The organism is Pseudomonas sp. CJQ_9 (assembly GCF_043106615.1).
GTDB lineage: Bacteria > Pseudomonadota > Gammaproteobacteria > Pseudomonadales > Pseudomonadaceae > Aquipseudomonas > Aquipseudomonas juntendi.
The window spans coordinates 31,506-57,361 of sequence record NZ_JBICMS010000079.1 but is presented as its reverse complement, the minus strand read 5'-3'; the positions used below and the strand labels follow the sequence as shown (position 1 = coordinate 57,361).

The window sequence follows — 25,856 nt, the reverse complement described above, 5'->3', positions numbered from 1 at the left end:
CCTAACGGCTGAACACCGTTTGGCCGAAATTGCGGTGCCTGCGGGTATGTGCAGTGTTGCCCGACAGGCCCGGCGGCAGTGCCAGGGTGCCGATCAGCAGCGGGCTGTCGATGAGCGCCATGAAGGTCTGCAAGGCTTCGTTGTCCGGCACCTGGGGCAGGCTCACGTTGACCGCCTGGCGTTCGCTCGGCGGCACGCTGGGGACCTTGAGGTGCGGGGTGTGGTACAGCAGGGCATGCTGGATCTGCGTGCTGACCCCACAGAAACGCGCCAGGTCGACGCCGGCGTGGCTGGCGAGTTCGATATTGCCCAGCAGCAGGTTGAACGGCTGCAACGCACTCTGCACCAGGCGCTGCAGTTCTTCGAAGCTCTCCACCGGGGCGATCCGGTAATAGCCCAGGCCATTGAGCAACCGTTCCAACTGCAGGCGCTGGTACGGGTGCTCGTCGGCGATCAGGATGCGCAGCGACTTGTTGATCATGTTGTGGCCCGGGCAAGGGTAGAGATAAAGGGCACGCTCCCTGACCATACTGCGCCAGCAACAGGCGTCCACCAGGGCTGCACTTGGAGGGGTCTTTCTAGATAGTTGTCGGGAACCGGCGAGAAATCAAGTGGCCAGCTCGCAGAATTTTCACGCGCAAAGCGCAATCGTTCCCGGCGACTTGGAGGCGAAGCAGCACCCAGGTTAAATCCGGCGACTTCACATTCGTCTTTCGGTCAACCTGTGGGCGCCGGTATTCCAGGCCGGCGTCGTCCGTACCTCGATGGAGATAGACCATGTTTCGCACTGCCGCAGCCCTGGCTGCACTGACGCTGTCAGGCTTTGTTTTCGCCGACGAGCAATGCTCGGTGACCATCCATGGCACCGACCAGATGACCTACGACCTCAAGACCATCCACGTGCCGGCCAGCTGCAAACAGTTCACCGTTACCCTGAAGCACCCGGGCAACCTGCCCAGGAACGTAATGGGGCACAACTGGGTGCTGACCCGCAAAGATGACCTCAAGGGCGTGGCCGACGACGGCGCCAAGGCCGGTGAGGGCAATGACTACATCCAGCCGGGTGATGCCCGGGTGCTGGCGCACACCAAGCTGATCGGCGGCAACGAGCAAGCGTCTGTCACGCTGGATACCAAGGCACTGAAACCGGGTGACGACTACGTGTACTTCTGCTCCTATCCCTTCCACGCTACGGTCATGAAGGGCACCCTGACCTTTGGCGGCTGAACCCCGTTGACCAGGCCGGAGCAGCACCGTAGCGGGCTGCGCCCGGCCCCTTGGCCCCGCCCCGCGCAGGGCCCTAAATTTCGCCCCACCACCCTCGTCTAACCGGCAGCCTTCCCTCACTGGCCGGACTTTCGCATGAGTTGCTTTCGCAAGAGTTACTTTCGCCTGACCCGCCGCGCTGCAATCGTCATGCTGTGCCTCATTCCCGTGGCTGCAGTGGCGGCCTGGCAACTGCTGCGCAATGACGCCGAACAGCGCCCCTTCGTGCGCGTCGCGCGCGGCAACATCGAATCCAGCGTCACCGCCCTGGGCACCCTGCAGCCTCGCCAGTATGTGGACGTCGGCGCCCAGGCCTCTGGGCAGATCCGCACGCTGCACGTGGAAGTGGGCGACACGGTCAAACAGGGCCAACTGCTGGTGGAAATCGACCCCTCCACCCAGCAGGCGCAACTGGACGCCGAGCGCTACGCCATCCAGACCCTCGAAGCCCAGGTCAAGGAACAGCAGGCCGAACACCTGTTGGCCAGGCAGCAACTGCAACGCCAGCAGCGCATGGCCGCCGATGGCGCCACCCGCGACGAAGACGTGCAAACCGCCCAGGCCAAGGTGCTGACCACCCAGGCGCGCATCCACAAGTACCAGGCGCAGATCCTCCAGGCCCGGGCCAGCCTGCGCAGCGCCGAGGCTCAACTGGGCTACACGCGCATCTACGCCCCCATGAGCGGCACCGTGGTGGCGGTCGACGCCCGTGCAGGCCAGACGCTCAACGCCCAGCAGCGCACGCCGTTGATCCTGCGCATCGCACGGCTGTCGCCGATGACCGTCTGGGCCGAGGTGTCGGAAGCCGACATCGGCCAGGTCAAGCCAGGCATGCAAGCCTACTTCACCACCCTCAGTGGCGGTGGCCGGCGCTGGACCAGCACCGTGCGGCAGATCCTGCCGATCCCGCCCAAGCCTCTGGACCAGCTCAGCCAGGGCGGTGGCAGCCCAGCACCGGCCGGGGCCAGCAGCGGCACCGGCAGCGGCGCCGGGCGCGTGGTGCTGTACACCGTGCTGCTGGACGTCGACAACGCCGACAACGCACTGATGGCCGACATGACCGCCCAGGTCTTCTTCGTCGCCGGCAGTGCCCAGAACGTGCTCACCGCCCCGGTCGCCGCCCTGCCAGGCAAGCCAGACCAACCCGACCAGCGCACCGCCCAGGTACTCGCCGACAACGGCCAGGTCCAGCAACGCGCCGTGCGCATCGGGCTCAGCGATCGCCTGCGGGTGCAGATCCTCGATGGCCTGAAGGAAGGCGACCGCCTGCTGATCGGCCCAACCGGCAACGGAAGTTGAGCATGCGCACACCGCTGATCCAGCTGAGCGGCATCCGCAAGGCCTATGGCGGCGGCGACAGCCCCACCGTGGAGGTGCTGCGCGGCATCGACCTGAGCATCCATGCCGGGGAATTCATCGCCATCATCGGCACCTCGGGGTCTGGCAAGTCGACCCTGATGAACATTCTCGGCTGCCTGGACCGGCCCAGCGCCGGCCAGTACCGCTTCGCTGGCCAGGACGTGGCCGAGCTCGATGACGACCAACTGGCCTGGCTGCGCCGTGAGGCCTTCGGCTTCGTGTTCCAGAGCTACCACCTGATCCCCTCGGCCTCGGCCCAGGAAAACGTCGAAATGCCGGCCATCTACGCCGGCACCCCCGCCGCCGCGCGCGCCGCACGCGCCCAGGTGTTGCTGCGGCGCCTGGGGCTGGGCGAACGCACCGGCAACCGCCCGCGGCAATTGTCCGGTGGCCAGCAGCAGCGAGTGTCGATTGCCCGTGCGCTGATGAACGGCGGGCACATCATCCTCGCCGACGAGCCCACCGGTGCGCTGGACAGCCACAGCGGCACGGAGGTCATGGCCCTGCTCGACGAGCTGGCGCAGCAAGGCCACGTGGTGATCCTGATCACCCACGACCGCAACGTCGCTGCCCGCGCACAGCGCATCATCGAGGTGCGCGACGGCGCGGTGGTCAGTGACAGCGCTGTCGGCCAGCCGCCCCCTGCAGCCAAACCCGGCGCCCTGCAGGCCGACGCCCTGCGCCAGCGCCTGGCCCACGCCAACCAGGCGCGCAGCCCCTGGCTCGGCGAAACCCGCGACGCCCTGGTGGCCGCCTGGCGGATGATGTGGACCAACCGCACGCGCACCGCCCTGACCCTGCTGGGCATCATCATCGGCGTGGCCTCGGTGGTGGTAATGCTGGCCGTGGGCGAAGGCAGCAAGCGCCAGGTGATGGCGCAGATCGGCGCCTTCGGCTCCAACATCATGTTCATGAACGGCGCCCCGGCCACCCCGCGCGCGCCACCGGGCCATATCCGCCTGAGCGACGTGCAGGCCCTGGCCGAGCTACCCCAGGTCAAGTCGATCATGGCCGCGACCACCTTGCAGGCCCAAGTACGCTACGGCAACGGCGAGATGACCTCGACCATCGGCGGCTACAGCCCGGCGTTTCCATCGATCCTCAACTGGCCGGTGGCCGAGGGCAGCTTTTTCGACGAAACCGACATGGCCACGGGTGCTGCCGTCGCGGTCATCGGCTCCGAAGTCAAAAAGAAGCTCTTCGCCGACGGCCAGGACCCGATCGGCCGTTACATCCTGGTGGAGAACGTCCCCTTCCAGGTCATCGGTGTGCTGGCCAGCAAAGGTTCCAGCGGCGCCAACCAGCGCAACGACCTGCGCATCGCCATTCCCTATTCGGCTGCGCGCATCCGCCTGTCCGGCGTCGAGTACCCCGAATATGTGATCATCGCCGCCACCGACAGCACCCTGGTGCACGAGGCGGAACAGGCGATCCGCAGCTTGATGACCAGCCTGCACGGTGGCATCCAGGACTTCGAGATCGACAACAGCGCCGCCCTTATCCAGGCCGAAGCACAGACCCGCAACGGCCTGTCGCTGATGCTCGGGGCCATCGCCGCCATCTCGCTGCTGGTGGGCGGTATCGGGGTGATGAACGTGATGCTGATGACCGTGCGCGAGCGCACCCGCGAGATCGGCATCCGCGTGGCCACCGGCGCCCGCCAGCGCGACATCCTGCGCCAGTTCCTCACCGAAGCCGTGGTGCTGTCGCTGGTCGGTGGCGTCACCGGCGTGGCCCTGGCCCTGCTGATCGGCGCAGGCCTGAACCTGGCCCAGGTGGCCGTGGCGTTTTCCGCCCTGGCCATGTTCGGTGCCTTTGCCTGCTCGGTCGCCACCGGTGTGATCTTCGGCTTCATGCCAGCCCGCAAGGCCGCCGGGCTCGACCCGGTGGCCGCCCTGTCCAGTGAATGAACCCATGACCAAAGCCCCGTTTGCCTTGATCCCCCTGCTGGCGCTACTCAGCGCCTGCAGCCAGACCACCCCGGTGGACAGCGCGGTTGCCCCACCGCCCGGCTGGCAAAGCCCGGCCGTGCCCAAGGCGCAGGCCGTGGACATCGAGCGCTGGTGGGCGAGCTTCAACAGCCCGCAGCTGGCGCGCCTGATCGACCAGAGCCGGCAAGGCAGCCACGACCTGAAGGCGGCCATGGCCAGGGTGCGCCAGGCCGGCGCCGATGTGCGCATCGCCGGCGGCACGCTGCTGCCGCGGCTCGATGCCAGCGCCAACGCCTATCGCCAGCGCCTGCTCAAGGGCCAGGGCTACAGCGAACTGGACGCTTCCAGCAGGGAGCGCACCTACCATTACTTCAACACGGCACTCACGGCCAGCTATGAAGTGGACTTCTGGGGGCGCAACGCGGCCACGCGCGACAGCGCCGGCCACAGCCTGCAGGCCAGCGAACTGGACCGCGACACCCTGGAGCTGAGCCTGGCCGGCCAGGTGGCAGACACCTACCTGGCAGCCCTGGCCGCGCAGGAGCAGACCCGTATCGCCACGTTGAACCTGGGCAATGCGCAGAAAATCCTTGACGTGGTCCGCACCCGCTACCAGGCCGGCTCCGCCACCGCGCTGGAGCTGGCCCAGCAGCAGAGCCTGGTGGCCGGCCAGCAGCGCCAGTTGCCGCTGTACCGGCAGCAGGCCCGCGACGCGCTCATCACCCTGGCCACCTTGCTCGGCGAGCCGGTGCAGAACCTGCAGTTGGAGGCACTGCCCTTCGAGCAGATGCAAGGCCCCGCCATCGATGCCGGCATCCCCAGCCAATTGCTCACGCGCCGCCCCGACATCGCCGCGGCCGAAGCGCGCCTGGCCGCGGCCCAGGCCGACGTGCGCGTGGCCCGCGCGGCCCTGTTCCCCACGCTGACCCTGAGCGCCAGCCTGGCCACCGGCGACCGCCAGGCCGCCGACCTGTTGCGCAACCCGGTACTCAACCTGGGCGCGGGCCTGACCGCACCGATCTTCAACAACGGCCAATTGCGCGCCGAGCGCGACAAGGCCTTGGCGCGTGAGGAAGAACTGCTGGAAACGTACCGCGGGGTGCTGGTAACCAGCTTCGGCGAAGTGGAGAAGGCGCTCAACAGTGTCGACGGCCTGGACCGCCAGGCCCGCTGGCAACAGCAAGCGCTGCAACAGGCGCAGCGCGCCTTCGACCTGGCCGAAAGCCGCTACCGCGCCGGGGCAGAAGACCTGCTCAGCGTGCTGCAGGCGCAAAGCAGCCTGTTCGACGCCCAGGCCGAGCGCGTGCAGCTGCGCAGGGACCGCCTGCAAGCCAGCGTGGCCTTGTACAAGGCCCTGGGCGGCGGCTGGGCGACACAGCAACGGTGAGGCCCGGGCGGTGGCCGCGCCAGCCGCAGCTACAGCCCATCCTTGCGCGGCCCCGGCGCCAGGTAGCGGGCGAACCACGGCCGGCTTGGCGGCACACGCTTCATCAGCCGCTCGGCCTCCTGTTCCGGGCTGAAGATTACTTGCAGCGCCAGCTTCATGGTCTCGATGTCCAGCTGGCTGCCACCACCATTGCCTTTGCCCCAGGCGCCGCAGCCTTCGCTGGACGGCCCCAGCCACGGCTCGGCCACGCGTACCCAGCGCCCCGGCGCGAACCAGGGAATGCCGTTGACGGTCAAGCGCCGCACTTCCCCGGGGTGCGCCTGCTCATGGGCCAGGAACCAGTCCTCGAGGCGGTCGTCGAGCCAGCCATGGAAAGCCCAGAACACCGGGTTCACGTGGGACGAGAACGGGTCGCCGAGAAAATCGTTGCCCGCCCCGAACCAGCGCTCGGAAAAGTCATGGTTGCGCCGCGCATAGGCCATCGGCCAGCCGGTGTTCGGGTCCTGGGCCATGGCCGCCCAGCGCATGTGCAGCCAGTCGTGGATGCCCAGTTCGATGCGCGAGCCCAGCTCCCCCAGGCACAGCGTGCTCAGGTACTCGGGGTCGTGCAGTTGCGCTTCCCACAGCTGGAAGTTGGCGTACAGGCCTTCGCGGCTCTTGATGTAGTACAGCCACTGGTTGAAGTGGTCATCGTCGTCGGCCTGCCAGCAAGGCGGCACGCTGTAGCCGGTGACGTTGTTCATGTAGTCGGCGAACGCCTGCCGGTTCTCGCCCACGAAGGGGCGCGGCGCCGGCAGGCACGGCCACGAACGTAGGTCCTGCACCTGGCGCACGCCATGCAGCATGTGCCGGTGCATGAACAGGAAGTCCTCGCCCGAACCGTTGAGGTGGCGGTCATGGCCACGGGCATTGCGCTCCTTGCCCAGCGGCCCGGCCTGCCAGCCCAGGCCACGCACGGCCTGGCGCCGGGACTCGTCAATGCGGTGCCAGCGGTCACGGGTGGCATGCCAGAGCTGGTGAAAGTAGCGCCACCCCGGCGAAATCAGTTGCTCGTGCAGCGCCGGAACGAAGGCCAGCCGCTCACGCGCCGGCACGAAAGGCCGACGACGGGCGACGAAGCGGCCCTGGGGCCCGGAAAACCCCGCCTGGACACCGGCCAGGCGTACCTGGCCGCTGAGGGTGGCACCGCCACCGCCTTGGCTCCAGTCCCCCCAGATCTCATCGAGCACCGCTTCGCAATCGTAACCCTGGCCGCTCGTCGAGATCAGCTTGAGGCGCAGGTGCGGCAGGCGCTCGGCGGCCAGCGGCGCATACACCTGCATGCCGTCGGCATAGGGCGGCAGGCCCAGGTAGCCGCGCACGGCCCGGGCTCCCTGCCCCACGTCCAGCAGCAGCTCCCGCGGCCGCGCCAGCTCGTGCAGCGCCACATCGCCCTCTACCAGTTGCCACTCCCAGATACCCGTCAGGCGCTCGCCCAGCAGCGCATTGGGCACATCGTCCACCGGCACCGCCGGTTCGTCGCTGGCCAGCTCCGCCTCCTGGGCTTCGTCCCATTTCTGCCAGGCGAAATAACCCGTGGGCAGCACTGCGCCGGCGGCCACAAGCCCTGCCAGCATTCCTCGGCGTGACACCTTCATCCACTGTACTCATGACGTGACTACTCCAGCGAAAACGAATGGTCACAAAGGCGATTTAGGCGTTTGGTAAATTCTTCCGCCATCGACTCGTATCACCCAACAAGTTCGAACGGCATGGGGCCGTCGTCCAGGCGGGTCGAAATGGCAATGACGAAACACCTCCTTTTCTCGAGCAAGTGGCCGTGGCTACTGGCCCTGGTCCTGCTGCTGGCCGCTGCGGGCAGCGGCGCCTGGTGGTACTGGGTGTACCTGCCGGCGCACCCCTACAGCCGCGCCATCGTGCAGCGCGCCAACGCCCTGCAGGAACGCATCCTGGCGCTGGACGGGCACCTGGACGTGCCCCTGAACTATGGCACCGATGGCCGTGAAGCCAACCGCGACGGCCCGACCCAGTTCGACCTGGTCAAGGCCGGCAAGGCACGCCTGCGCGGCGCCTCGATCGCCATCTGGTCCTGGCCCGAGTTCTGGAGCGGGCCGAACTGGCCGCACCGCCCCACTGCCGGCTTCCAGGCCGCCATGGCCAACGAGCTGGAGGTGCGCTACAAGATCATCACCGGCATCGCCCGCGACTTCCCCAACCAGGCCGGCATCGCCTACACCCCGGCAGACTTCCGCCGCCTGGCCGACGAGGGCAAGTTCGCCATCGTCATCAGCATGCTCAACGCCGCTCCGCTGGGCGACGACGTCGACAAGCTCGACTTGTGGGCCGCGCGCGGCGTGCGGGTGTTCGGCCCCGGCTACGTGGGCAACAACAGCTGGGTGGACTCGGCACGCCCGCTGCCTTTCCTGGGCGATTCGACCGACCCGCTGGGCGGCCTGTCACCGCTGGGCCGCCGCGCCGTGGCCAAGCTCAACGACCTGGGCGTGGTGATCGACGTCTCGCAGATGTCCAGCCAGGCCCTGACCCAGGTCACCCAGCTCAGCCACGCCCCGGTGATCGCCTCGCACACGGGTGTGCAGGGCATGATGGACATCCGCCGCAACCTCAGCGACGCCGACCTGGCCCACATCAAGGCCACCGGCGGCCTGGTCAACATCGTCGCCTACTCCAAGTACCTCAAGCCGTTCTCGCGCGAAACCATCGCCCGGATGAACGCCCTGCGCGAACGCTACGGGCTGCCCGACGTGCAGAACCAGACGCAGATGGGCACCACCACGGACCCGGTGTTCTCGATCTGGCCAGAGAAGAAGTTCGGCGAATTCCTCACCCCCTTCTACGACATCCTCGGCCAGGAGCCCGAGGCCACCCTGGCCGAGTACGTCGATTCCATCGACTACGCAGTGAAGAAGATCGGCATCGACCACGTCGGCATCAGCTCGGACTTCAACGACGGCGGCGGCGTGATCGGTTACCAGAACGTCGGCGAAAGCCGCAACGTCACCGCCGAGCTGATCCAGCGCGGCTACTCCGACGAAGACATCGCCAAGCTCTGGGGCGGCAACTTCCTGCGTGTGTGGGACACCGTCCAGAAGGCCGCCAAGCCGGCCAACACGCCTGTCACTCAACTACAAGGACAACCATGAAACGCCTTGACCTGCTGCTTGCCCTAGGATGCCTTTCGCTGTCGGCGCATGCGTTGGCCGCCGACCCGACCGAACCCGGCAAAGTCTTCACCGACTGCAAGAAGCACTGCCCGGAAATGGTCGTGCTGCCCGCCGGCAGCTTCGTCATGGCTACCCCCGATGACGAAGTCGGCAGGCAGGACGACGAAAATCCCCTGCACACGGTGACCTTCGCCCGCCCCTTCGCGGTCAGCCGCTTCACCATCACCGCCGCGCAGTGGCAAGCCTATGCCAAGGCCACCAAGACCGTGCTGCCCGATGGCGACCTGCGCCCCGGCCGCCTGTGCCAGAACGGCAAGCCCCACTATGCCCAGGGCCCGCGCCAACCGGCCGTGTGCATGACCTGGTTCGAGGCCCGCGACTATATCGCCTGGCTGGCCAAGACCACCGGCAAGCCCTACCGCATGCTCAGCGAAGCGGAACGCGAATACGCCGCCCGTGCCGGCTCCACGGGCTCGTTCCCCTTCCCGTTCGACAAGGAAGGCGAGTACACCATCAGCAAGCACGCCAACGTCTACGGCCCGGCCGACGGCTTCTCGTTCACCTCGCCGGTCGGCAGCTTCCCGCCCAACGCCTTCGGCATGTACGACATGCACGGCAACGTCTACGAATGGCTGGAGGACTGCTGGCACACCGACTATGTCGGCGCACCCACCGATGGCAGCGCCTGGACCACCGGCGGCAACTGCGGGCATCGGCAGATCCGCGGCAACGACTACAGCGAGCCGGCGATCTTCTCGCGCTCCGGCAACCGCAACGAACGCGAACCCCAGGTGCGCGGTGACTGGCTGGGCTTTCGCGTAGCCCGCGACCTGGACGTTGACCACAAGGACTGACCCAAGGAGCAACCCCATGAGTGCTTTGAGCCGACGACGCTTCGTCACCACCGCTGCGCTGGCCAGTGTCGCCCCCGCCTTGCCTGCCTGGGCCGCGCAACTGCCTGCCGGCCCCGCGCCGGACCCGGTCTTTGGCGACGACATCGTGCGCCTGGACTACAACGAAAGCCCGTACGGCCCGAGCCCTTCGGCGGTCAAGGCCCTGGAACAGGGCGGCCGCCAGAGCGGACGTTACTATTACGAACAACAGGTCCGCCTGATCGAACTGTTCGCCCGGCAGAACGGCATCCCCGAGGATCACGTGGCGGTGTTCTGCGGCTCGCGCTCACCCCTGCAATACGCGCTGGCCCAATACGCCGGCCCGCGCAGCGTGGTCACCGCCGCGCCGACCTACGACTCGGTGGCGGCCGGCGCCAGCAGCGTCGGCGCCGCCGTGCACGAGGTGCCCCTCGATGCCCGCCACGCCCACGATGCACGCGCCATGCTGGCCGCCGACCGCAATGCCGGGGTGATCTACCTGTGCAATCCCAACAACCCCACGGGCACCCTCACCCCACGCGCCGACATTGAGCAGGTGGTCACGCACAAGCCCGCTGGCTGCCTGGCGATCATCGACGAGGCCTATATCCACTTCAGCGATGCCCCGCCCTGCCTGGACCTGGCCGTGCAGCACGACGACGTGATGGTCCTGCGCACCTTCTCCAAGCTGTATGGCATGGCCGGCGCACGCCTGGGCCTGGCTATCGCCAGGCCTGCCGTGCTGACCGCGCTGCAGCGCTTCAACGGGCGCAATTTCATTTCCCTGGCAGCCTCCCTGGGCGGCATCGCCAGCCTGGAGCAGGCCGACCTGGTCAGCGAACGCAAACGCACCAACCAGCAGATCCTGCACAGCACCACCGAGCACCTGCGCGCCGCCGGCTACCGCTGCACGGACGCCCAGGCGAACTGCTTCATGGTGCAGCTCGGGCGCCCTGCGCAACCGGTCATCGAAGCCCTGGCCCGGCGCAAGGTCCGGGTCGGGCGAGTGTTTCCGGCATGGCCCGACTGGATGCGCGTGACCGTGGGTACACCGCAGCAGATGCAGGCGTTTCTGGCGGCCTTCGAGCAGGTCATGACCGCGGCCTGACACCTGTTCCGGCACTTATGCACGCTAACCAGCGTTTGATGCGTCACAAGGAGTACACCATGTCACCGCAACCTAAAAGCGCCCTACGGGAGTTGTTCACCCTGCTGCGCCCGTTCAAATACACCGTACTGGGTGCCGTGCTGCTGGGCGTGGTCGGTGGCCTGAGCATCACCGTCCTGCTGGCGACCATCAACCGCGCGCTGCATGCCCAGAGCGGCCTGGGCCAGGGAGCGGTGTGGCTATTTGCCGGGCTGTGCCTGGTGGCGCTGGCCAGCTCGATCTTCTCCGACCTTGGCACCAACCGCGTCGGCCAGTCGATCATCGCCTCGCTGCGCAAGGAACTGGGCGAGAAGGTGCTGTCTGCGCCCATCGAGCAGATCGAGCGTTATCGCAGTCACCGCCTGATACCGGTACTGACCCATGACGTGGACACCATCAGCGACTTCGCCTTCGCCTTCGCCCCCCTGGCCATCTCCATGACCGTGACCCTGGGCTGCCTGGGCTACCTCGCCCTGCTGTCATGGCCGATGTTCCTGCTGATGCTGGTGGCCATCGCCCTGGGCACAGGCGCCCAGTACCTGGCCCGGGCCAAAGGCATGAAAGGCTTCCTGGCCGCGCGCGATGCCGAGGACGAGCTGCAGAAGCACTACCACGCCATCGCCGCCGGCGCCAAGGAGCTGCGCATCCACCGGCCACGCCGCCAGCGCATGTTCAGCAGCCACATCCAGGGCACCGCCGACCGCATCCGCGACACCCAGATCCGCTCGATCAACACCTTCGTCGTGGCCAAGAGCTTCGGCTCCATGCTGTTCTTCGTGGTGATCGGCGTGGCGCTGGTGCTGCAGTCGCTGTGGCCGGCCGCGGACGCCTCGGTGATGAGCGGCTTCGTGCTGGTGCTGTTGTACATGAAGGGCCCGCTGGAGCACCTGGTCGGCACCCTGCCGATCGTCAGCCGGGCACAGGTCGCCTTCCGCCGCATCGCCGAGCTGTCCGAGCAGTTTTCCTCGCCCGAGCCGCACCTGCTGCTGCAGGACCGCAAGAGCCAGATGACCGGCCTCGCCACCCTGGAACTGCGCGACGTGCGCTACGCATTCCCGCCGGTTGAAGGCAGCGCACCGTTCGCCCTGGGCCCGGTGAACCTGGAAATCAAACAGGGCGACATCGTCTTCATCGTCGGTGAGAACGGCTGCGGCAAGACCACCCTGATCAAGCTGCTGCTGGGGCTGTATGCGCCGCAGCAAGGGGAGATCCGCGTCGACGGCCAGGCCATCGACGCGCAGCACCGCGACGACTACCGCCAGCTGTTCACCACCATCTTCGCCGACTACTACCTGTTCGAAGACCCGGCCATGGGCCCACAGCAGGTCCCCGACAGCGCCCAGACCTACCTCAAGCGCCTGGAGATCGCGCACAAGGTGAGCGTGCGCGACGGCGTGTTCAGCACCACCGACCTGTCCACCGGGCAACGCAAGCGCCTGGCGCTGATCAATGCCTGGCTGGAGGAGCGCCCGGTGCTGGTGTTCGATGAATGGGCCGCAGACCAGGACCCGACGTTCCGCCGGGTGTTCTACACCGAGCTGCTGCCGGAGCTCAAGAAGCTGGGCAAGACCATCATCGTCATCAGCCACGACGACCGATACTTCGATGTCGCCGACCAGCTGGTGCGCATGCAAGCCGGCCAGGTGCTCTGCGAGCTGAACGTTGCCTGAGTGAACCCACGCACCGCCGGCAGCCCTGCGCTGCCGGCGGTCACGCTTCAGGCCTGCTGCCGCAACCAGTCGGCGGCAGCCTGGTACAGCCCCTCCACCCCGCCATTGAGGACCCCGGACATCCGCAGGAAGTCGTGGGTCAACCCCTCCTCCAGCCGCAACGTCACCGGCGTGCCGCCACGCGTTAGAAACTCGGCATAGGCCAGCCCTTCATCACGCAACGGGTCGTACTGCGCCACGCTGACGTAAGCGGGGGCCAATGGCCGCCCATGGTCGGCCAGCAATGGCGACACCCGCCAGTCGTCACGCCTGCCCGCCTCGCCCAGGTAGTGCTGGTAGAACCAGCCCATCGTCTGGTGCTCCAGCAGGTACCCCTCGGCATAGGCACGGCTGGATTCATAGGTCACCGAGGCATCGCAGACCGGGTAGAACAGCATCTGCGCCGCCAGGGCGAAACCGGCGTCAGGGCCTTGCATGGCAGCGGTATGTGCCAGCAAGGTAGCCAGGGTGGCGCCGGCGCTGTCCCCCGCCGCCACCAGGCGCGACGCGTCCAGGCCCAGCGACGCTGCATTGGCCGCCAGCCAGCGGGCGCTGTCGAGGGCATCGTCCAGCGCCACCGGAAAGCGATGCTCAGGGGCCAGGCGGTAGGCCGGGGCCAGCACGGCATGCCCCGTGGCTTGCGCCAGGCGACGGCAGACCACGTCGTGGGAGTCGAGGCTGCCGACCACGTAACCGCCACCATGGAAGTACAGCATCACCGGGCCCTGGGCTTGGCAGGCAGGTGCGCGATAGAGCCGGGCTGGCAGCCGCGCGCCGTCGCGCGCGGGAATGTGCAGCGCGGTGACCCCGATATCCTGCGGCGGGGCCGGGTCCAGCAACAGGGCGCTCAGCTCGAATTCCTCGCGCGCCTGTTCGACGCTTTGCTCATGCATGGGCAGGCTTTTACAGGTAGCCCTGCCGAACGCCACCAGTTCCAGAAACGCTTCCAGATCGGGATGCAGCGACATCTTGGTTCTCCTTGAAAAGAACTTCATAGCGGTGAAAAACAAAACCCCCACGCAGCGACGCCGGGTGGGGGCACAGTCGGATCAATGGGCCCGCGCAGCCAGGGCAGCGCCCGGGGGCAACTGCCCTGTGCGCGCCTCGGTCAGGCGGACACCTTGCGCGCCAGCGCGCCGCCCAGCCCCGCCAGCAAGCTCGGGTGCCTGAGGATGCCGTAATGGTCGCTGTCCAGGGCAAACCGGGCCACCTCGACCGCCACGTGGCGTTCGAAGCCGGCCTGCGCCGCGCCAGGCACGGCCTGTGCCCACCAGAAACTCACCGGGCCTGCCAGTTTCGGCAAGGCCAGGGTCTGCAACGACAAGTCGCGCAGGCGCAACCCGACGATGACCCCCTGGGCCAGGTCCTCGGCATCGAAGCCGGTGCCGCCGGCAATGCCGCTGGCGAAGTAGGCGGTGAGCTGTGGCAACGAAGGCAAGGCTGCCGCCTCGAAGTTGGAGGGCAGCGAACCCGCTGGCTGGGCGACGTTCATCACCTGGCAGAAGCCGGCCAGTTCCTCGCGCCAGTCGAAGGCCTCGGCCGACGCCTGCTGTGCAGGTTCCAGCGGGATGAAGCTGTCCACCAGCGAGACGTGCTCGACAACCTGCCCTTGCTGGCGCAGCTCGGCCGCCACCAGCACCGCCAGTACCCCACCCAGCGACCAACCGAGCAAACGGTACGGGCCGTCGGGCTGCTTCTGACGAATGTACTGGGCATAGTCGATGGCCATGCTCGCCAACGATTCGTCCTGCCAGTCCGGGTCCAGCAGCATGCGGCACTGCACGCCGTAGACACTGCACTCGCCCTTCAGGTGGCGGGCCAGGGGTTCGTAGTCGAACACCGTGCCGTAGCCTGCATGCAGGCAGAACAGCGGTGGCACGTCGCTCACCGGGTCGTTGAGCAACAGCAGCGGGTCGAGTTCACCCGCCGCCGGCTCGCTGTAACCGGACAGCTCGGCAATCGTCGGCCGGCTCATCAGGTCGCGCAGCTTGAGCTCGAACCCTTCGCGCTGCAGGCTGCGCACCCGCGAGATCACCTTGAGGCTGCGCAGCGAGTCGCCGCCGCGTTCGAAGAAGTTGTCCGTCACCCCCACCCGTTCGACGCCCAGCACATCGGCCCAGATCTGCGCCAGCTGCTCCTCGAACAGGTTGCGCGGTGCCACATACAGCGCTTCAGGTTCACTGCAGTCCGGATCAGGCAGCGCCTTGCGGTCGACCTTACCGTTCGGGTTGAGCGGCAGGGCATCGAGCAGCAGGATGCGGGCGGGCACCATGTAGTCGGGCAGTACCGCACGCAGCTGCTCGCGCAGCGCCTCGCCGATATCCGGGCTGGCGGCGGTGCTGGTCACGTAGCCGACCAGGCGCTTGTCGGCACCCTCCCCTTGCACGCTCACCACCGCATCGCGCACGCGTTCGCAATCGCGCAGGCGCGCCTCGATTTCGCCAAGCTCGATACGGAAACCGCGGATCTTCACCTGTTGGTCCAGGCGGCCGAGGTAATCGTAGATGCCATCGGCGCGTCGGCGCACCAGGTCACCACTGCGGTACAGCCGCCCGCCGGCCTGGAACGGGCTGGCCACGAAGCGCTCGGCGGTCAGCCCGGGGCGTTGGTGATAACCGCGGGCCAGGCCCTCGCCACCGATGTACAGCTCGCCGGCCACGCCATCGGGCAGCAGGTTCAGCTGATCGTCCAGCACATACAGCTCACGGGCGCCCACGGCTTCGCCGATCGGGGCGATGGGGCCACCGCAAGGCTGATCGCCAGCAACCTTCCACAGCAGCGGCGTCACCACGGTTTCGGTCGGGCCATAGCCGTTGGTCAGGTAGCGCGGCTGCAAGCTGGCCTTGACTTGCTCGAAGGTGGCCTGGGCCACCGCGTCGCCGCCGAAGCAGTAGGTGTGTACCGCAGGCGGTGCCTCCGTTTCCAGGGCGGCCTGTTCGGCCAGTTGCTGCAGGTACGCCGGCGGGAAGCAGGCAATGCTGATCGCCTGCTCGCGCAGGGTGCGCAGGGTCTGCTCGGCGGTCCACAGCTGGTTGTCACGCATCACCAGCCGCCCACCGGCCAGCAGCGTCGACAGCCAGCGCTCCTGGGCACCGTCGAAGGCGAATGACATGAACAGCAGCTCGCGGGTGTCGCGGTCCATGCCGTACCGCGCGATGATGGCCTGGCAGTGCATGCTCAACGGGCCATGGCTTACCGCCACGCCCTTGGGCTGGCCGGTGGAGCCCGAGGTGTAGATCATGTAGGCCAGGTTGTGCGCCTGCACCGGTACTTGCAGCGCGCGGGCGGGCTGCGCCGCCAGGTCCAGTTCGTCCAGCGCCAGGCACTCGGAGCCGGGCGTCACCGGCAGGCGTGGCAACAGCGCAGAGTGGCTCAGGAGCAGGGCCATGCCCGAATCCTGAATGATCCATTCCAGGCGCTCGCGGGGGTAGTCGATGTCCAGCGGCACGTAGGCCGCGCCGGCCTTGAGCACGGCATAGAACGCCACGATGCTCTGCACCGACCGTTCCAGGGCCACGCCCACCCGGCTCTCAGGCCCGATGCCCCGGGCCACCAGCACCTGCGCCAGCTGGTTGGCACGGCGCTCCAGCGCATCGAAGCTCAGCTGCTGCTCGCCACACACCACAGCGATGGCATCGCCCCGGCGCTGGGCCTGGGCCGCGATCAGCTCGGCCACCGACGTGCGCTGCGGCGTCACGGGCGCAACGTCTGGCGTTGCCGCAGCGCACATGGGCAGGTTGCCCAGGCAGGCATCGGGGTTGGCCAGGATGGCGTCGAGCAGGGTTTCGAAGGAGGCGACAATGTTCGCCACCACCGGCTCGCTGAAGCGGCTGCGCAGGTAGAGGAACTCGATGCTCAAGGTGTTGCCCAGGTTCACCGCCAGGTCCATGGCATAGTTGGTCACATCCCGCGACTGCACCTCGCCGAAGCTCAGGGGGCCACCCACGCCTTGCTGCAGGCGGTCGTCGATCGGGTAGTTCTCGAACACCACGATGCTGTCGAACAGCGGCAGGCCGCTGCGCCCGCTCCAGCGCTGGATATCGGCCAGCGAGGTGTGCTCGAAGTCGCGGGCCTCCAGGTTGTAGGTTTGCAGCGCCTGCAACCACTGCGCCACCGGCTGGGTGGCCAGCGGGCGCTGGATGACCGGGATGGTGTTGATGAACAGGCCCAGCAGCTTGTCGGCACCGGCCACGTCGGCGGGCCGGCCGGCAACGGTTGCACCGAAGCACACCTGCGCCTGCCCGGTGTAGCGCTGCAACAGCAACAGCCACACAGCCTGGATCAGGGTGTTGGGGGTGACCCGCTGGCGTTGGGCGAAGTCTTGCAGGCCCTGGGTGCGTGCCTGGTCCCACTTCAGGTACAGCGCGGCATGCCCGGGCAGCGGCGTTTCTGGCTGTGGCAGAACGCTGGCGAGCAAGGTCGCGGCACCCTCGCCGTCCAGTTTTTCCTCCCAGAAGCGCTGGGCGGCCTGCAAGTCCTGGCGCTGCAACCAGTCGATATAGTCGCGGTAGCGGCAGGCCTGGGGCTCGGGGGCGTGGCCGGCGTAACTGGCCAGCACGTCGGCGATCAGCCGCGAGGCGCTCCAACCGTCCATCAGCAGGTGGTGGCTGGTCCAGATCAGGTGGTGGCGATCCACCAGGCGGATCAAGGTCAGGCGCATCAGCGGCGCCTGGGCCAGGTCGAAGCCGCGACGCCGATCCTCCAGCACCTGCTGCGCCAGGTCATCCTCGCTCACCGCCCTGGTCGACCAGTCCAGCAGGCGGATGTCCAGTTGCGCCTGGCGCTGCACCAGTTGCACCGGCTCCGCCAGCGACGCGCCTTGATGGAAGCTGGTGCGCAGTATCGGGTGATGGGCGACCACCTGTTGCCAGGCGGCCACGAAGCGCTCGGCCTCAAGCCCGGTGACAGGCACGCTGGTCTGGTTGATGTACAGGTCCGCCTGGTCGTCTTCGCTGGCGTGGAACAGCATGCCTTGCTGCATGGGCGACAGCGGGTAGATGTCCTCGATGTGCGCGGCCGGGACCGGCAGGTTGTCCAGTTGCGCCTGGTCGAGGCCCGACAGCGGCACGTCCGACGGCGTGATACCCGCCGCCTCGCCGCTGACGCAATGGGCGATCAGGGCCTTGAGCTCGGCGGCGTATTCATCCGCCAGGCGCTGCACCGACGCCGGCTTGAACATCTCGCGGCTGAAGCTCCAGCCCAGGCTCAGCTCGCCACCGTAGACCCGGCCATTGATCGACAGCCAGTTACCCAGCGGGGCTGCTTCGCTCAGGCTGGCACCGCTGCTTTCCACCGCCGGCGTCAGCAGCCCGGCCACCTGGCCGCCCTCACCGGTGGCTTCGGCGAAGCTGCCGTCGAACTGCCCCAGGTAGTTGAAGGTGATGCGCGGCACCGGCAAGGCGGCCAGCGCCTCACGGGCCGGCTGATCGGCCAGGTAGCGCAACGCACCGAAGCCGACCCCCTTGTCGGGGATTGCCCGCAGCTGTTCCTTGATGCGCTTGAGCGACTGCGCCAGCGACGGCGCCGGGCTGAGCTTGACCGGGAACAGGCTGGTGAACCAACCCACGGTACGGGTCAGGTCGACATTGTCGAACAGGTCTTCGCGGCCATGCCCCTCCAGTTGCACCAGCACGTGCTCCTGCTCGGTCCAGCGTGCTATCACCCGGGCCAGGGCGGTCAGCAGCAGGTCGTTGACCTGGCTGCGATAGGCCGCCGGCGCGTGTTGCAACAGGGCACGGGTGTCTTCGGCGCCCAGGCGGGTATGGGCGACTGCCTGGTGTAGCCCTTGCAGCGAGCCTGACGGGTTGTCGCACGGCAGGTCGGCCTGCACATCGGTCAACAGGGCCTGCCAGTACGGCAACTGCTCGCGGCCGCTGCCCTGGGCGTAACCGCGCAGGCTTTCGGCCCAGGCACGGGTGGAGCTGGTCTTGGCCGGCAGGCTGACTGGCTGCCCTGCGCGCAATTGGCCATAGGCGTTTTGCAGGTCTTCCAGGAGGATGCGCCAGGACACCCCGTCCACCGCCAAGTGGTGAATCGCCAGCAACAGCCGTTGGTCGCCGTCGGGCAAGGTGGCGAATACTGCGCGCAGCAACGGCCCCTGGGCCAGGTCGAGGCTGCGCTGGGCGCGCTCGCACAGGGCCTCCAGGGCCGGACCATCGGCCACGGCCTCGTGCCAGAAGCACGAGGGCTGCTGCGCGACCTCCCGATACTCGCCCGCCCAATGGCCGTCATCGGCCTGGGCGAAACTCAGGCGCAGGGCATCGTGGTGGGCGATCAGGGCCAGCAGCGCCTGCTCCAGCAATTGCCCGTCCAGCGCCTCGACCGGGCGCAACAGCAACGCCTGGTTCCAGTGATGCCGCGCGGGAATCGGCTCATCGAAGAAGTAATGGTGAATCGGCAGCAGCACGGCCTGGCCCGTGACCGGGCCCTGGTCGATCTGCACGTCGCCCGCTGCGCCCTGGGTGGCCACGGCCGCCAGCCCCTGCACGGTCTGGTGCTGGAACAACTGCTTGGGAGTGATGCGGATACCGGCCTGACGCGCCCGGCTGACCACCTGGATCGAGATGATCGAGTCGCCGCCCAGCTCGAAGAAGTTGTCTGCCAGGCCGACTTGATCCAGTTTCAGCACATCGGCCCAGATCGCCGCGATCTGCTGCTGCAGGGGCGTTTCAGGGGCGACGAAGGTTTGCCGCACCTGGTTGGCATCGGGTGCCGGCAGTGCCTTGCGGTCGAGCTTGCCGTTGGCGGTGAGTGGCCAGGCGGCCAGGAACACCTGGTGCGCCGGGACCATGTGGTCCGGCAGGCTCGCCAGCAGGTAGTCACGCAATTCGCCGCGCAAGGCATGCTGCGCAGCCAGGTCCAGCGCCTGCGCCTGATCGGCGATCAGGTAGGCGACCAGCTGCTTGCCGGCAGCGCCGTCGACGTCCAGCACCACCGCCTCCGCGACCCGAGGGTGAGCCTGCAGGCGTGCTTCGATTTCACCCAGCTCGATGCGGAAACCGCGGATCTTCACTTGGTGGTCGATACGCCCCACGTAGTCGATGCTGCCCTCGGCCCGGTAGCGTGCCAGGTCGCCGGTGCGGTACAGCCGGCCACCGCCCTGGGGGCTGGTGTCGAACGGGTCGGGGATGAAGCGTTCGGCCGTCAGCGCCGGGCGCTGGTGGTAGCCACGCGCAAGCCCTGCCTGGCCGATGTGCAGCTCGCCCTGGCTGCCGGCCACGGCCAGCTCCAGGTTGGCGTCCAGCAGGTACCAGGACAGGTCGGGGATGACCTCGCCGATGGGGCTGAGCCCTTCGCGGTGCACATCGGCCAGGCACAGCGGGCGGTAGCTGACGTGCACCGTGGTCTCGGTGATGCCGTACATGTTGACCAACTGCGGGCGCTGGTCGCCAAAACGCTCGAACCAGGGCCTGAGGCTGGCGACGTTCAGCGCCTCGCCGCCGAACACCACGTAGCGCAAGGCCAGGGCCGCCGGGTCCTGGTTCGGCTGGCAGGCGATGGCCACCAGCTCCTTGAACGCCGAGGGCGTCTGGTTGAGCACGGTGACCTGTTCGCGCACCAGCAGGGCGTGGAAGTCTTCCGGCGAGCGGGCCACGTCGCGGGGGACGATGACCGCCCGGGCGCCATGCAGCAGCGCGCCAAACACTTCCCACACGGAGAAGTCGAAGGCGTAGGAGTGGAAGACGCTCCAGACGTCCTCGGCAGTGAAGCCGAACCAGTCCTGGGTGGCCTGGAACAGGCGCATCACGTTGGCATGCGGCAGCAGCGTGCCCTTGGGCCTGCCAGTGGAGCCCGAGGTATAGATCACATACGCCAGGTTCTGCGGCGAGGTCTGGTTGCCAAGGTCAGGCTGGTCATCGCCCGGTGCCGGCTCGTCCTGCTCCAGCACCAGGCTCTGCACACCGGGGGCCAGGGGCAATTGCGCCAGCAGTTCGGGCTGGGTCAGCAACAGGGTAATACCGCTGTCCTCGATCATGTAGGCCAGGCGGTCCTGCGGGTATTCCGGGTCCAGCGGCACATAGGCGCCCCCGGCCTTGAGGATCCCCAGCAGCCCGACCACCATGTCCAGGCTGCGGGCCATGGCCAGGCCCACGCGCACGTCGGCGCCAACGCCAAGGTGGCGCAGGCGGCGCGCCAGGCGGTTGGCGCGCTGGTTGAGTTGCCGGTAGGTCAGGTGCCGACCTTCGCAGGTCACGGCCACGGCCTGCGGCGCACGCGCAGCTTGGGCCTCGATGGCCTGGTGCACGCACAGCTCGACCGGGTGTTGAAGCGGTGCCGGGTTCCAGGCCTGGATCACCTGCTGGCGGCTGTGGGCATCGAGCAGCGGCAAGTCGGCGATGCGTGCTTCAGGTTGCTCGACGATGCCATGCAGCAGCACACGCCAGTTGTCGGCCAGGGCCTGCACCGTCTGCCGGTCGAACAGCGCAGTGGCGTAGCTCAGCGAAGCGCCCAGGCCATCGGCGTGCTCGAAGGTGTTCAAGGTCAGGTCGAACTGCGCGCTGTGGCGCTCCCAGGATAGTCGCTGCAAGCTCAGGCCCGGCAGTTCGCGGGTCTCGCCACGAACCTGGGTCTGGTGGTTGAGCATCACCTGGAACAACGGGCTGTGGCTGAGGCTGCGTTCCGGCTGCAGGGCATCCACCAGTTGCTCGAACGGCAGGTCCTGATGGGCCTGCGCCGCCAGGGCGGTATCCCTGACCTGCCCCAGCAGCGCCTTGAACGACAGCTGCGGATCACAATCGGCGCGCAGCACCTGGGTGTTGACGAAGAAGCCGATCAGCCGCTCGATCTGCGCCCGGTTACGGTTGGCGATCGGCACGCCGACGCGAATGTCGCGCTGCCCGGTATAACGGTGCAGCAGCGCCTGGAAGCTGGCCAGCAGGACCATGAACAGGGTTGCATTGTGCTGCTTGGCCAATTGCTTGAGCGCCACGGCCAGCCCGTCGTCGAGCACGATGTCGTGGTTGGCCCCGGCCAGGCTCTGCACCGCCGGGCGCGGGCGGTCGGTGGGCAGTTCCAGCACCGGCTGGTCGCCGCCCAGCTGTTGCTGCCAGTAGGCCAGCTGGCGTTGCTGCTCACCGGCCTGCATCCACTGGCGCTGCCAGGCCGCGTAGTCGGCGTACTGTACCGCCAGCGCCGGCAAGGCCACGGGCTGGCCGCTGCACAGGCCGGCATAGTGCTGTTCGAGCTCTTCCACCAGGATCGGCATCGACCAGCCATCGGTGACGATGTGGTGCAGGGTGAGGACCAGCACGTGGTCGTCATCGGCCAGGCGCAGCAGTTTCACGCGCAGCAGCGGGCCTTGCGCCAGGTCGAAGGGGCGCTGTGTTTCCGCTTCGATCAGGCCCTTGAGCCAGGCTTGCAGCGCACCGCCGGCAGGCGCGGTGACGGGCTCGGCCTGGAGGCAGAATGCCTGGTGCGGATGAATCACCTGCACCGCCTGGCCATCCTCGACCCGGAAGGTGGTGCGCAAGGTTTCGTGACGCAGCGTCAGCGCCTCGAAACTGCGGGCCAGGGCGCTGACGTCCAGTTGCCCGCGCAGGCGCAGCGCCGCGGGGATGTTGTAGGCACTGCTGTCGGGGTCCAGTTGCCACAGGAACCACTGGCGATGCTGGGCGTAGGACAGGCTCAGTGGCCGGCTGCGGTCCACGGCTGCGATGGGCGGCGCACCGTCGTCACTGCCCTGCCCGGCCAGCGCCGCGAAATCGGCCAGCACCGGCGTCTCGAACAAGGCGCGCAACGGCAGGTCGAGCCCCAGGGCCTGGCGCAGGCGCGAGATCACCTGGGTCGCCAGCAGCGAATGCCCACCCAGCTCGAAGAAATTGTCGTGTCGCCCCACACGCTCGAGCTTCAGCACCTGGGCCCAGAGCCTGGCGATCTGTTGCTCATGGTCACCCTCGGGCGCCACGTAGCCGGCCCCGAAGCTGGCCGCTGGTTGGGGCAGTGCCTTGCGGTCGAGCTTGCCATTGACGGTCAGGGGCAGCGCCTGCAGGAACAGCAGGTGCGCAGGCACCATGTGCTCCGGCAGCAGCCCGCGCAGGTAGTCGCGCAGCTGGCTGCGCAGGGTGTCCTGTTGCGCAGCGCTGACCGCGTGCTGGTCGCCGGTCAGCAGGTAGGCGACCAATTGCTTGCCGCCCGGCCCGTCCCGGTCGAGCACCACCGCCTTGGCGATGGCGTGATGGTCTTGCAGCCGGGCTTCGATCTCGCCCAGCTCGATGCGAAAACCGCGAATCTTCACCTGGTGATCGATGCGGCCGCGGTAGTCGATGATGCCATCGGTGCGATAACCGGCAAGATCGCCCGTACGGTACAGGCGCCCACCACCCGCGGGGCTGTCATCGAAGGGGTCGGGCACGAAGCGCTCGGCCGTCAGCCCCGGGCGCCCATGGTAACCACGGGCCAGGCCGGCACGGCCGACATGCAGTTCCCCCTGGCACCCCGGTGCGACCAGGTTGAAGTCGCGGTCCAGCAAGTACCAGGAGAGGTCCTCGATGACCGTGCCGATCGGGCTTGCGCCTTGCAACGCCAGGTCGGCGCGGCTCAGCGGGCGATAGGTGACATGCACCGTGGTCTCGGTGATGCCATACATGTTGATCAGTTGTGGCTGGCGGTCGCTAAAACGCTCGAACCAAGGCTTGAGGCTGGCGACGTCCAGGGCCTCGCCGCCGAACACCACGTAGCGCAGCGCCAGGGCCTGGTCGGCATTGGCCGCCGCGCAGGCGACCGGGATCAGCTGGCCGAACGCCGACGGTGTCTGGTTGAGCACGGTCACCCGTTCGCGCACCAGCAAGGCATGGAAGTCCGCGGCCGAGCGCGCCACCTCCCGCGCCACGATCACCGCGGTGGCGCCATGCAGCAAGGCACCGAACAGCTCCCACACGGAAAAGTCGAAGGCGTAGGAGTGGAACACGCTCCACACATCGTGCTCGTCAAACCGGAAATCCGCCTGGGTCGCCTGGAACAGCCGGGCCACGTTGCGGTGCGCCAGCAAGGTGCCCTTGGGCTTGCCGGTGGAGCCCGAGGTGTAGATGACGTACGCCAGGTTGTCGGGGTCGGTGGTATTGGCAGGGTTGCTGTCAGGGTAGCCGGCCAGTAGCGCCGGCTGGTCGAGCTCGATGCAGCTCACGCCTTCGACCTCGGGCAACTGGCCACGCGACTGGCTGTGGGTCACCAGCAAAGCGATGCCACTGTCGGCCAGCATGTAGGCCAGCCGCTCGGCCGGGTACTCGGGGTCCATCGGCACGTAGGCGCCGCCTGCCTTCAGGATCGCCAGCAGGCCGACCACCATGTCCACGCCCCGCTCCAGCGCGACCCCCACACGCACGTCAGGCCCTACACCCGCTGCCCGCAGCAGGTGCGCCAGGCGGTTGGCCCGGCGGTTGAGCTCGTCATAGGTCACCCGCTGCTCGCCCGCCACCACGGCGATGGCCTGCGGCACCCTGGCCGCTTGCGCCTCGATGGCCACATGCAGGCATGGCGCGGCCGGGTATTCGGTGAGCGCCGGGTTCCACTGGGCGATGACCCGCTGCTGCTCGTCGGCCGCCAGCAGCGCGAGCTCCGCGAGGGGCCGCTGGGGTACCTCGGCCAGCCCTGCCAGCAGGTGCAGCCAATGCCGCCCAAGGCGCTCGATGGTTGCGCCGGTGAACTGACCTGCGTCGTACTCCAACACCGCGCTCATGGCCTCGGGGGCGTAGTCGACATCCAGCGACAGAGCGAACTTGGCCTGCTGCGGGCCGGTCGCGAGGAAATCGACGGCCACCTCCCCCAGGCGCAGCGCTGCCGGCCGGTCGCCATCCACCCGCCAGTTGAACAAGGTCTCGAACGTAGCGCTAGCCTGCCCCTGCTGCTCGAGCAGCTCGATCGGCCAGTCGGCGTGCTCCAGCAACGCCAGGGAATGACGCCGGATACCCTGCAGGAACGCCTGCCCCGTGGTCGCGCCGTCAACCCGCACGCGATACAGCTGGGCGTTGACGAAGTAACCGACCAGGTCCTGGATCTGTGCGCGGTTGCGCGCAGCATTGGGCACGCCGACGCAGAAATCGGCCTGGCCACTGTAGCGCGCCAGCAGCAGTTGCCAGGCGCCCAGCACGAAGGCGAACGGCGTCAGCCCCAGGCGCTCGCACTGGTCGTGCAGGCGGGCCATCAGCGCCGCGGGCACGCTGACCCGGTGCAGCGCCGCAATGCCAGACTGCGCGGCATGGGGCGCGTGATCGACCGGCAAGCTCAGTGGGGCGATGTCCCCTGCCAGGTAGTTTTTCCAGTAGGCCTGGGCCCGCCCGTATTCCGCCGTGCCGGGGTATACGTGGCGTTGCCAGTGGGCGTAGTCCGCATATTGCACCGGCAAGGCCGGCAAGGGCGTGGTGTCGCCTTGCAGGGCCTGGGTGTAGGCCAGGGTCAGGTCACGCAGCAGGATCGGGTTGGACCAGGCGTCGGAGACGATATGGTGCATGTTCAGGAACAGCACATGCTCCTGCGGGCCAAGCTCGAACAGCACGCAACGCAGCAGCGGCGCCTGGCCCAGGTCGAACGGTTGCAGGGTCAGCGCTTGCAGGCGCGCGGCCAGCAGCTGCCGGCGCTCGGCACCGTCTGCCGCGGCCAGGCGTTCGACCTGCAGCAGCGGGCGCGCCGCGTTGTCCACCACTTGCATGGGCTGGCCATCGACCGCTTCGAAGCCGGTGCGCAGGATCTCGTGGCGTGCCACCACCTGCTGCAGCGCCGCCTCCAGCACCGCCACTTGCAAAGGGCCGACCAGGTGCAGCGCGCGCGCCAGGTGGTAGGCAGAACTGCTCGGGTCCAGTTGCTGCAGCACCCACAGACGCTGCTGGGCGAACGAGGCCTGACACGTGAATGGCCGCCCCATGGGGCGAATGACGCCGGGATCGTCGCTGTCGTCAGCCATCAACAGCGCCAGCAGGTCATCGTCGGTCAAGGGGGTGGAAGACATCAGTGTCGGCCTCGTGTCGAAGGGTGCGGGAAGTGCGTCGTCCTCAGTTGACGAAAGGCTTGT

At 67.8% G+C, this 25,856-nt stretch carries 12 protein-coding genes; 8 read left to right on the top strand and 4 right to left on the bottom strand.

The window, feature by feature from the left end; translation table 11 throughout:
* Position 1: 1 nt before the first annotated feature.
* Positions 2-481: a response regulator gene (locus tag ACF8SD_RS15585; protein ID WP_029886525.1), complete on the bottom strand. Its 480-nt coding sequence runs from the start codon at positions 479-481 to the stop codon at positions 2-4.
* A gap of 296 nt (positions 482-777) precedes the next feature.
* Between ACF8SD_RS15585 and azu the strand changes: the two genes are divergently transcribed.
* The 4 genes from azu to ACF8SD_RS15565 all read left to right on the top strand — a co-directional run bounded on the left by azu (position 778) and on the right by ACF8SD_RS15565 (position 5,943).
* Positions 778-1,227, top strand: a complete 450-nt coding sequence (gene azu / locus ACF8SD_RS15580; protein WP_392485228.1) for an azurin — start codon at positions 778-780, stop codon at positions 1,225-1,227.
* A 135-nt stretch (positions 1,228-1,362) separates the two neighbouring features.
* Positions 1,363-2,565, top strand: coding sequence for an efflux RND transporter periplasmic adaptor subunit (locus tag ACF8SD_RS15575; protein WP_392485227.1), 1,203 nt, complete (start codon positions 1,363-1,365; stop codon positions 2,563-2,565).
* 2 nt (positions 2,566-2,567) lie between these two features.
* On the top strand, positions 2,568-4,535 hold the full coding sequence (locus ACF8SD_RS15570; protein ID WP_392485226.1) for a MacB family efflux pump subunit: 1,968 nt from the start codon (positions 2,568-2,570) through the stop codon (positions 4,533-4,535).
* 4 nt (positions 4,536-4,539) lie between these two features.
* Positions 4,540-5,943, top strand: a complete 1,404-nt coding sequence (locus ACF8SD_RS15565) for an efflux transporter outer membrane subunit (protein ID WP_173888238.1) — start codon at positions 4,540-4,542, stop codon at positions 5,941-5,943.
* Between the two features lie 29 nt (positions 5,944-5,972).
* Here ACF8SD_RS15565 and ACF8SD_RS15560 read toward each other — a convergent pair whose 3' ends face one another.
* On the bottom strand, positions 5,973-7,580 hold the full coding sequence (locus tag ACF8SD_RS15560) for a PvdJ/PvdD/PvdP-like protein (protein WP_392485225.1): 1,608 nt from the start codon (positions 7,578-7,580) through the stop codon (positions 5,973-5,975).
* A gap of 147 nt (positions 7,581-7,727) precedes the next feature.
* On the opposite strand from ACF8SD_RS15560, the gene ACF8SD_RS15555 reads away from it, so the two are divergent.
* Genes ACF8SD_RS15555 through ACF8SD_RS15540 form a run of 4 tightly spaced genes read left to right on the top strand, consistent with a single transcriptional unit; the run spans position 7,728 to position 12,814 of the window.
* Positions 7,728-9,104 carry a dipeptidase gene (locus tag ACF8SD_RS15555; protein WP_392485224.1) on the top strand — a complete coding sequence of 459 codons (1,377 nt, stop codon included), beginning with the start codon at positions 7,728-7,730 and terminating at the stop codon, positions 9,102-9,104.
* Positions 9,101-9,979, top strand: coding sequence for a formylglycine-generating enzyme family protein (locus ACF8SD_RS15550; RefSeq protein WP_392485223.1), 879 nt, complete (start codon positions 9,101-9,103; stop codon positions 9,977-9,979). The genes ACF8SD_RS15555 and ACF8SD_RS15550 overlap by 4 nt, the downstream gene beginning before the upstream one ends.
* Positions 9,980-9,995: 16 nt before the next feature.
* On the top strand, positions 9,996-11,105 hold the full coding sequence (locus tag ACF8SD_RS15545) for a pyridoxal phosphate-dependent aminotransferase (protein WP_392485222.1): 1,110 nt from the start codon (positions 9,996-9,998) through the stop codon (positions 11,103-11,105).
* A gap of 59 nt (positions 11,106-11,164) precedes the next feature.
* Positions 11,165-12,814, top strand: coding sequence for a cyclic peptide export ABC transporter (locus tag ACF8SD_RS15540; protein ID WP_173888228.1), 1,650 nt, complete (start codon positions 11,165-11,167; stop codon positions 12,812-12,814).
* Positions 12,815-12,861: 47 nt separating this feature from the next.
* On the opposite strand, the gene ACF8SD_RS15535 is transcribed toward ACF8SD_RS15540, so the two are convergent.
* A complete protein-coding gene (locus tag ACF8SD_RS15535; protein ID WP_392485221.1) occupies positions 12,862-13,821 on the bottom strand; it encodes an alpha/beta hydrolase in 960 nt (319 codons plus the stop codon).
* Positions 13,822-13,961: 140 nt separating this feature from the next.
* A complete protein-coding gene (locus ACF8SD_RS15530) occupies positions 13,962-25,793 on the bottom strand; it encodes an amino acid adenylation domain-containing protein (RefSeq protein ID WP_392485220.1) in 11,832 nt (3,943 codons plus the stop codon).
* Positions 25,794-25,856: the final 63 nt, after the last annotated feature.

Excerpts from the sequence above, each read along its gene's own strand:
- ACF8SD_RS15585 (WP_029886525.1), bottom strand. The coding sequence starts at position 481 with ATGATCAACAAGTCGCTGCGCATCCTGATCGCCGACGAGCACCCGTAC.
- azu (WP_392485228.1), top strand. The coding sequence starts at position 778 with ATGTTTCGCACTGCCGCAGCCCTGGCTGCACTGACGCTGTCAGGCTTT.
- ACF8SD_RS15575 (WP_392485227.1), top strand. The coding sequence starts at position 1,363 with ATGAGTTGCTTTCGCAAGAGTTACTTTCGCCTGACCCGCCGCGCTGCA.
- ACF8SD_RS15570 (WP_392485226.1), top strand. The coding sequence starts at position 2,568 with ATGCGCACACCGCTGATCCAGCTGAGCGGCATCCGCAAGGCCTATGGC.
- ACF8SD_RS15565 (WP_173888238.1), top strand. The coding sequence starts at position 4,540 with ATGACCAAAGCCCCGTTTGCCTTGATCCCCCTGCTGGCGCTACTCAGC.
- ACF8SD_RS15560 (WP_392485225.1), bottom strand. The coding sequence starts at position 7,580 with ATGAAGGTGTCACGCCGAGGAATGCTGGCAGGGCTTGTGGCCGCCGGC.
- ACF8SD_RS15555 (WP_392485224.1), top strand. The coding sequence starts at position 7,728 with ATGACGAAACACCTCCTTTTCTCGAGCAAGTGGCCGTGGCTACTGGCC.
- ACF8SD_RS15550 (WP_392485223.1), top strand. The coding sequence starts at position 9,101 with ATGAAACGCCTTGACCTGCTGCTTGCCCTAGGATGCCTTTCGCTGTCG.
- ACF8SD_RS15545 (WP_392485222.1), top strand. The coding sequence starts at position 9,996 with ATGAGTGCTTTGAGCCGACGACGCTTCGTCACCACCGCTGCGCTGGCC.
- ACF8SD_RS15540 (WP_173888228.1), top strand. The coding sequence starts at position 11,165 with ATGTCACCGCAACCTAAAAGCGCCCTACGGGAGTTGTTCACCCTGCTG.
- ACF8SD_RS15535 (WP_392485221.1), bottom strand. The coding sequence starts at position 13,821 with ATGTCGCTGCATCCCGATCTGGAAGCGTTTCTGGAACTGGTGGCGTTC.
- ACF8SD_RS15530 (WP_392485220.1), bottom strand. The coding sequence starts at position 25,793 with ATGTCTTCCACCCCCTTGACCGACGATGACCTGCTGGCGCTGTTGATG.